Origin of the sequence: Pseudomonas sp. KCJK8993, assembly GCF_046230915.1 — a bacterium.
In the GTDB taxonomy this organism is placed as follows: domain Bacteria; phylum Pseudomonadota; class Gammaproteobacteria; order Pseudomonadales; family Pseudomonadaceae; genus Aquipseudomonas; species Aquipseudomonas piscis.
Genome location: NZ_JBJJLO010000187.1, coordinates 1 through 6562, shown reverse-complemented (window position 1 = coordinate 6562; position 6562 = coordinate 1). Strand labels below are relative to the sequence as shown.

The following is a 6562-nucleotide window of genomic DNA, read 5'->3' as shown; positions in this document are numbered from 1 at the left end:
AACCCCGATCAGAGTCTGTCCAATCAAAGAAACTTCAGAGAGGATAGGGATTCGCCCCCCTTCCTACTGTACGTAATGGCCTGTATCGACCAGAAACGGTCATTGACTCCCAGCACAACAAATTCCAGGCGAGCTCCTATGGCACCTAAATACCTTGAAGCCAAAAAGCGGCATCATTACGTCTGGGCAAAATACTTGTCTCGCTGGGGCAGCGGGACTAAGAGCGTCTTCTACACCACGAAGACCGGGAAAATTGCCCATGACAGCGTGCGTGCGATCGCCGCGGAAGACTATCTCTACAAAATCACAACGCTCACTAAAGAGCAGGTGGATGTGATTAAAGGGTTCTCCCGCTTGAGCCCCGAACCACTCCAACAACAGCACATGTCCTACCTAGGCGATTTTCTGAAGCTGCAGCAGGCTGAAGCCATCTACCGGCAGTCAGGCGTTCGCAGCCAAGAGGCCGAACAGCATCTCCATGCGCTGAAATGCAACCTATTGGAAAATCTCCACGCATCCCATGAGCAGGCTGTACAGCCCGTATTAGAGGCCTTGGCTGGTGAACAGCTTGAGGTCCTACAGCACAATCGGCACATGCTCGAACTCATGGCATTTTTTGGCCATCAGTTCTGTCGCACAAAGCCTTTTCGAGATGGTGTAATTCAAAGCCTTGTTCGTAGTAACGCTAAGGAAATCTGCGTGGCTGATGCTGTTGCCCATGCGTGGTGGTTCATGAGTTACATGTTCGGAATGAATTTTGGGAATAGCCTGTATGTAAGCCGCCATGAGGATAAGCATGCGTTGCTGATAAACGAAACCTCGGTACCTTTCATCACCTCCGACCACCCCATCGTCAATGTTCACCCATGCGTTTCAGAGACAGCTTTCATTGCTCCTGAGCATGCCGATCTCTACTACCCAATATCGCCCAGAACCGCCTACATCATCTGCAACTCTGGGCGATTCATGCCCGGCAGAAATGCGATTGATGAAACCACAGTAGTGGAGCTCAACTCCAAACTGGCATCCCAAGCTATGGTGCATATTGTTGGTAACAGTGAGACTGCGATCCGTCCTTTCCAAAGTTTCATTGGACGACGCGCCCAGAAGGTTCAAAAGCATCGAAAAGGAGCCGGATTTACTTAGAGCACCGGACGCCCGCTTTGGGTCGAAAGCTGCCTGACACGACCGGTGGCTTTTGGCAGCTAGCTGCCCTTCCCGAGAGGCAGCTATGGGCCCAAAGGAGACGATCACACGCCGATTGTGCTCGGGTATTAACGCAAAACCCCTACAGTCCCGAAGAACAAGGGCTGTAGGGCTTCTTCGACGCAGCTGGACATGGGACTGCTTGGCATTAAATGGCATTGATTGGCGTACGGATTGCCCCATTTTTGCCCCACGACATCTTCAGTTGCAGGACACCTTCCAAAGCTGATCAAGCCTCGTGGTATAGCTCTGGCTCATCATCTCCCGCCGCATACCCCAATCGGGGTTGGTAGCGGCACTGGCAGCCCGGAGTGCACCCCTCCCCCAACGATTGTTGATTTGGTCCAAGACCTTTCATCACCTTATCGGTTTCCGATGGTTGCGCCAAAAATTTAAAAACTTATGAACTTTTTCGACCTGACCGTCCGTCCCGGTAGGAACTTAAAAATCAAACTCCGGCTTCCTAGCTTCCTCACAACTTATGCACGAGCCAAAACAAGCAAGAGATGTTTAGCCCAACCAAGCATGAGGAAACTGATATGTTCTTACATAACAAGCGACTCCAGTACACCGTACGCGTAGCGCAACCCAACCCTGGCCTAGCCAACCTGCTACTTGAGCAGTTTGGGGGAGCCAATGGTGAACTGGCTGCAGCAGCTCGTTATTTCACCCAAGCGCTGGCAGAAGAAGATCCAGGACGCAAAGATTTATTGATGGATATCGCCACAGAGGAGCTGAGTCATCTTGAAATCGTCGGCTCAGTCATAGTTATGCTCAACCGAGGCGCCAAAGGCCAATTGGCGGAAGCGGTGCAAGAGGAGGGTGAGCTTTACAGGGCTATAAATGGCGCGGGTAACGATTCCCACATTACCAGCCTCCTATATGTAGCTGGCGCCCCACTGGTGAACTCGGCAGGAGTTCCCTGGACCGCGACCTATGTTGACTCGATCACCGAACCGACTTGCGATCTACGTTCCAATATCGCAGCCGAGGCTCGAGCCAAAATCATTTACGAACTTCTAATGAATGTAACGGATGATCCCGGGGTGAAGGAAGCACTTGGCTTTTTGATGACCAGGGAGATTTCCCACCAAAGATCATTTGAAAAAGCTTTGCATGCCATTCAACCCAATTTCCCTCAAGGAAAATTGCCTGGCATGCCAGAGTTTTCACGGGTTTATTTCAATATGTCTGATGGTGAGCCCACCATTCGTGGTTCGTGGAATAGCGATGAAGAGTTCGAGTATGTGGAAAAGCCCCAGCCAGCGGTAGGCGGTGGCGACGGAAACCCCAGCGTCACGCTTTCCGAAGCAGACGAAGCTGTACTTGAGGCAATGAAAATACGCACCCAGTCTGACCCTGATATCGAGCCGCTTACGGGAGCGGAACTGGGCACCGGCCAAGCGCTTAACAAAAACGATATTTGATTGATGATGAGAGGGAAAGAACCGCTCTCCTCGTTAGGTGATAAGAGATGCGTTATTACAAGGAAACATTGCCCCTCCTATTCTTATGCCGCCCTCTTCATAAGTTACGAATAGTAGCGGGCTATCTTATCTTCCTGACAGGCGCTTTCATGATACTAACGCAACTACTTGACAAGCTAACTGCTTAGAACACTAACAAGCATAAAAATTGGCACAAATAAACTTGCGCACGCTCAGAGCATTTAATTATAAAAATTGGAGAGTTTAACATGAACGCTATTGAACTTTTGAAAGCTGACCATGAAAAGGTAAAAACCATCCTTACGCATCTGAGTGAGTCAACAGATCGTGCCGTCAAGAAGCGGACAGAGCTTCTCGAACAGCTCGAAGCGGAGGTAACCATCCACACGCAACTTGAAGAGCAGATTCTGTACCCTGCGTTCAAAGCCGCCGGCGGTAAGGAACAGGAGGAGATGTACTACGAGGCCAAAGAAGAGCACCGTACAGTCGACTCACTGGTGCTACCAGACCTAAAGAAAACTGATCCGACCGAGCCTGAGTTTGCAGGCAGACTCAAGGTAGTTAAGGAGCTACTAGAACATCACATTGAAGAAGAAGAAAAAGAAATGTTTCCTCAACTTGAAAAATTGATCACAAAAAGTGAGCTTAACGAACTTGGAGAAAAAATAAATACGATGAGGTCTTCACTCAAAAAGATGGTAAGCACATCCAAAACGACATAAATTTAAACACTGAACAGCCCGCACCAAGCGGGCTTTTTATTGCATCAAAAATCTCGATAGAAAGCACCAATCAAATATCCTCAGGAAGCCAATGATGACTATTTAGGTATAAAAAAGACCCGTAAAAGCTACGGGCCAAGTCAGGAGTTACCTCAAGCCCTCCTTGCCTTGGGCGGGCTCAAATGTATGAGCCCGCAAACGAGAAGTCCGTTCTCTTTTTCCAACTCAAGACCGACGGACGGAAAAGCTATACAAGAAAAATTCAACTGTACAAATAATATATTGAACCCCCTATCGCTTCCTCCCACCCAATATTCGGAAGGAGGCTAACATGGACAAGCTTTTCATAATTGATTACACGCTCAATAGCGAACAACGGTCTTTCATTATCCGAGCCAGAAGAATGGATAACGCAGAGGCTTGGCATTGGGCATGCTGTGATGCGGGAATAGGACGAATCCCTAGATTCGGACGAGAGCAGATTAAGCGAATCAGCAAACCACTGGCGGAGCGCTATGGCGTCGAGAACGTGAAATGGCGCCCCTCCGGAAACACCCCCTTTGAGCCCAAGCCGTACATACCTCCTCCGCCAGAATAAGGAATTATCGTTTTAATGTGGGTGTACACAGGGCTAACTACTAGTTGGAGGCAAGTATGAAAAGGAGTAAAACAGTTGCCAAACCCGAACTTAGAATGCTGTGGAAAGGCGCTACTGCGCTCAGCAATAAGTTGTTCCGCGAGGCAGCGGAGCTGGACGATGCCGCGTACCAAATACTTAGCGAGGGAGTCACTAGCGAGGCCACTTTGAAAGAATTCCAAGTCGCAAAAGATAGAGCCAGCGCAAAATATGAGGAAGCAATGCAAGCGTGGAGAAATGCAAACATCGAAATGAATAAATCACTACACCCAAAATAGAGACATTCAGTACCGCCCCATTTTTGATAACGGGGCGGTATAACTGACAATGATTTGTGACAGCTATTTCGCCGCTCATTTTGAGCTCGCAAGTATCTCCTTCACATAAGCCTGGCACGCGGCCAAGGCGATCAATCCCTGATCGCCGTCACCAGTGATGGCGACAATTCGTTGAGCAGCCGCTGGGTCAAGTTCGGCTCGCGCCGTTCCATGAACCACGCCGCAGGTGCTGGCGGTGGCTGGCAACCCACCGCCACCACCCGAGGCGGCGGTGTTGAGTAGGACTGACAGCGGGACAGCAGCAGTAGCAAGCCGGTCACGCAGGCGAGCTTGGTTCGTTTGAGCATCGCGTAATTCCTTGTAGTGGGTTTCGTCATTCGCTTGCAGGCGATCCTCGAGCGCACGGCGCGCATCTTGCTGCTCGCCCTGCCAGTTGATCACCGCCGCAGCGGCCTGCTCCCGGTCCGTGCTATATGCCTCGGCCAGGGCCTTGCCGTAGGCGTTGGCCTGCCACGTCCATGCGCTCCAACCGCCCAGGGCGAGCCGCAGCACCAGGGCCAGGGCTGGCAACAACCAGCCCGGGGCCTTCACGCCAGCACCTTCAATGCGCGCTCATAGAGCGCCTGGCGATTCGCCAGGCCGTTGGTGCCGCCGTTGATACGCTTGGTGATGGTGAGAAAGTCGCCCTTGCCGGCCAGGGTATTCAGGACGGCCTTCTGCCAGCACCAGCCCGCCGACAGCGCTGCATAGACCGGGTTTTCCAGCAGCTCAGGGGTATTGAGCAGTCGAGAGTCGCCAAACAACGCTTCGCTGCACGCTTCATAGTTGGCCCGGCCGGTGACCTGGATCAGGCCCCGCCCTCGGTACCTTTGACCGTCGCCATCCGCCTGCGGGGTATTACCCAGCCGAGCGGCCAGGGTGCCGGCGTCGTACTGGCTCAGGTACTGATCGTTGCCCAGCTCGCGCAACCGCAAGGAACTCAAGCAGCTCAGGAGAGCCTTTGAAAACGCACCTATCGAATCGATCACCCCCCAGGTGTTCGCCCAATACCGCGATGCCAGAACCGCCAAGGTCCGGGCCAATCGAGAAATCGCCCTGCTCTCTCACACGTTCACCATTGCGCGAGAGTGGGGCCTGACCGACAAAGCCAACCCGTGCTTCGGCGTTCGCCGCAACAAGGAAAAGCCTAGGGACTACTACGCCGGCGAGACCGTATGGAATGCGGTATACGCCGAAGCGGTGCAGGAACTGAAGGACGCGATGGATCTGGCCTACCTAACCGGACAACGCCCCGCAGACGTGCTCAAAATCGCCGCCACCGACCTGAACAATGGGTTCTTGCTGATAGGCCAAGGCAAAACCGAAAAGCGCCTACGCCTACGCTTGGAGGAAGAAGGCGTGCAGTCTGGCTTGAGTGCTTTTATCGAGGATCTCCAGGAACGCAGGGCCATCAACGGCATCAGGACGTCGACGCTGATCACCAACGCGTCGGGGCTACGAATGAGCCAGCAGATGCTGCGCAACCGCTGGGACGATGCGCGGGAGAAAGCCGCCATCAAGGCTGCGGCCGATGGTGATCCGGCACTAGCGGTCAGCATTCGGCAGTTTCAGTTCAAGGACATTCGGCCGAAGGCGGCTAGTGAGATTGAGTTAACACACGCAAGCCGGTTGCTTGGGCATTCAACCGAGGAGATGACAAAGAAGGTCTATCGGCGTGTTGGTGAGATTGTTAAGCCTACAAAATGACCACAAGCTGCCAAAATCATTATTGGCAGCAAGCGGTCAATGGGATGCGCTTAGAAGTCAGAGCTCGCTATCTAAAGACACGGTAACAGAATCGTCAATTCACCTTATAAACATCTATGTAGTTAGTCGCGGCTCATCAGGATAGTGATACTTACTATAGTCAGCCCTCTGCAGATCCAAATAGTCATGAACATTCTTCAACTCGAAAGGAGTATAAATCATATTAGATAAGGCCATGTTCCCCGTAGCAACAATCGACGTCACGCTATCGATATAGTCATGAGAGACCTGAAAAACTTTCAGTTGCGCGCTGCTTTTGCACTTCAGGAGCGACGGATTCACACTATATACATCTATACTTTTATTATATGAACCATCCCCCCCACCGAGAAATTAATTGCATAATTATGAGCTATCGGCAGGTAAATGTTTTCACGACTCATATAGTACGAAAAAACGTTTGGCCCAATACTAAATACAGGCCTCAACTCAGTACTATCAAACCCCTGTCTCTTTTACACCTCT

Annotated in this window: 7 protein-coding genes and 2 pseudogenes; 6 read left to right on the top strand and 3 right to left on the bottom strand. The window is 51.6% G+C overall.

Going from position 1 to position 6562, the window contains the following annotated elements:
* Positions 1-138: 138 nt before the first annotated feature.
* Complete coding sequence (locus ACK6AU_RS30980) at positions 139-1146, top strand: DUF4238 domain-containing protein (protein ID WP_185699455.1); 1008 nt, start codon at positions 139-141, stop codon at positions 1144-1146.
* A gap of 261 nt (positions 1147-1407) precedes the next feature.
* Here ACK6AU_RS30980 and ACK6AU_RS30975 read toward each other — a convergent pair.
* A pseudogene (locus ACK6AU_RS30975) lies at positions 1408-1591 on the bottom strand (DUF4113 domain-containing protein); the annotation flags it as partial.
* Between the two features lie 154 nt (positions 1592-1745).
* On the opposite strand from ACK6AU_RS30975, the gene ACK6AU_RS30970 reads away from it, so the two are divergent.
* The 4 genes from ACK6AU_RS30970 (at position 1746) to ACK6AU_RS30955 (ending at position 4291) form a co-directional block, all read left to right on the top strand.
* Positions 1746-2633 carry a manganese catalase family protein gene (locus tag ACK6AU_RS30970; RefSeq protein ID WP_409303491.1) on the top strand — a complete coding sequence of 296 codons (888 nt, stop codon included), beginning with the start codon at positions 1746-1748 and terminating at the stop codon, positions 2631-2633.
* Between the two features lie 269 nt (positions 2634-2902).
* On the top strand, positions 2903-3376 hold the full coding sequence (locus ACK6AU_RS30965) for a hemerythrin domain-containing protein (protein ID WP_409303489.1): 474 nt from the start codon (positions 2903-2905) through the stop codon (positions 3374-3376).
* A 331-nt stretch (positions 3377-3707) separates the two neighbouring features.
* The gene (locus ACK6AU_RS30960) at positions 3708-3974 is read left to right on the top strand and encodes a DUF6555 family protein (protein WP_312026258.1); all 267 of its coding nucleotides are present in this window, start codon (positions 3708-3710) and stop codon (positions 3972-3974) included.
* A gap of 56 nt (positions 3975-4030) precedes the next feature.
* Complete coding sequence (locus ACK6AU_RS30955; protein WP_260497993.1) at positions 4031-4291, top strand: hypothetical protein; 261 nt, start codon at positions 4031-4033, stop codon at positions 4289-4291.
* A gap of 75 nt (positions 4292-4366) precedes the next feature.
* Here the strand turns inward: ACK6AU_RS30955 and ACK6AU_RS30950 are convergent, their stop codons facing one another.
* Both ACK6AU_RS30950 and ACK6AU_RS30945 read right to left on the bottom strand, forming a co-directional pair.
* Complete coding sequence (locus ACK6AU_RS30950; protein ID WP_409303486.1) at positions 4367-4882, bottom strand: lysis protein; 516 nt, start codon at positions 4880-4882, stop codon at positions 4367-4369.
* A pseudogene (locus tag ACK6AU_RS30945) lies at positions 4879-5259 on the bottom strand (glycoside hydrolase family 19 protein); the annotation flags it as partial. The gene ACK6AU_RS30950 and the pseudogene ACK6AU_RS30945, both read right to left, overlap by 4 nt.
* Here ACK6AU_RS30945 and ACK6AU_RS30940 point away from each other — a divergent pair.
* Positions 5243-6037, top strand: coding sequence for a tyrosine-type recombinase/integrase (locus tag ACK6AU_RS30940; RefSeq protein ID WP_409303484.1), 795 nt, complete (start codon positions 5243-5245; stop codon positions 6035-6037). The pseudogene ACK6AU_RS30945 and the gene ACK6AU_RS30940 sit on opposite strands and share 17 nt — an antisense overlap.
* Positions 6038-6562: the final 525 nt, after the last annotated feature.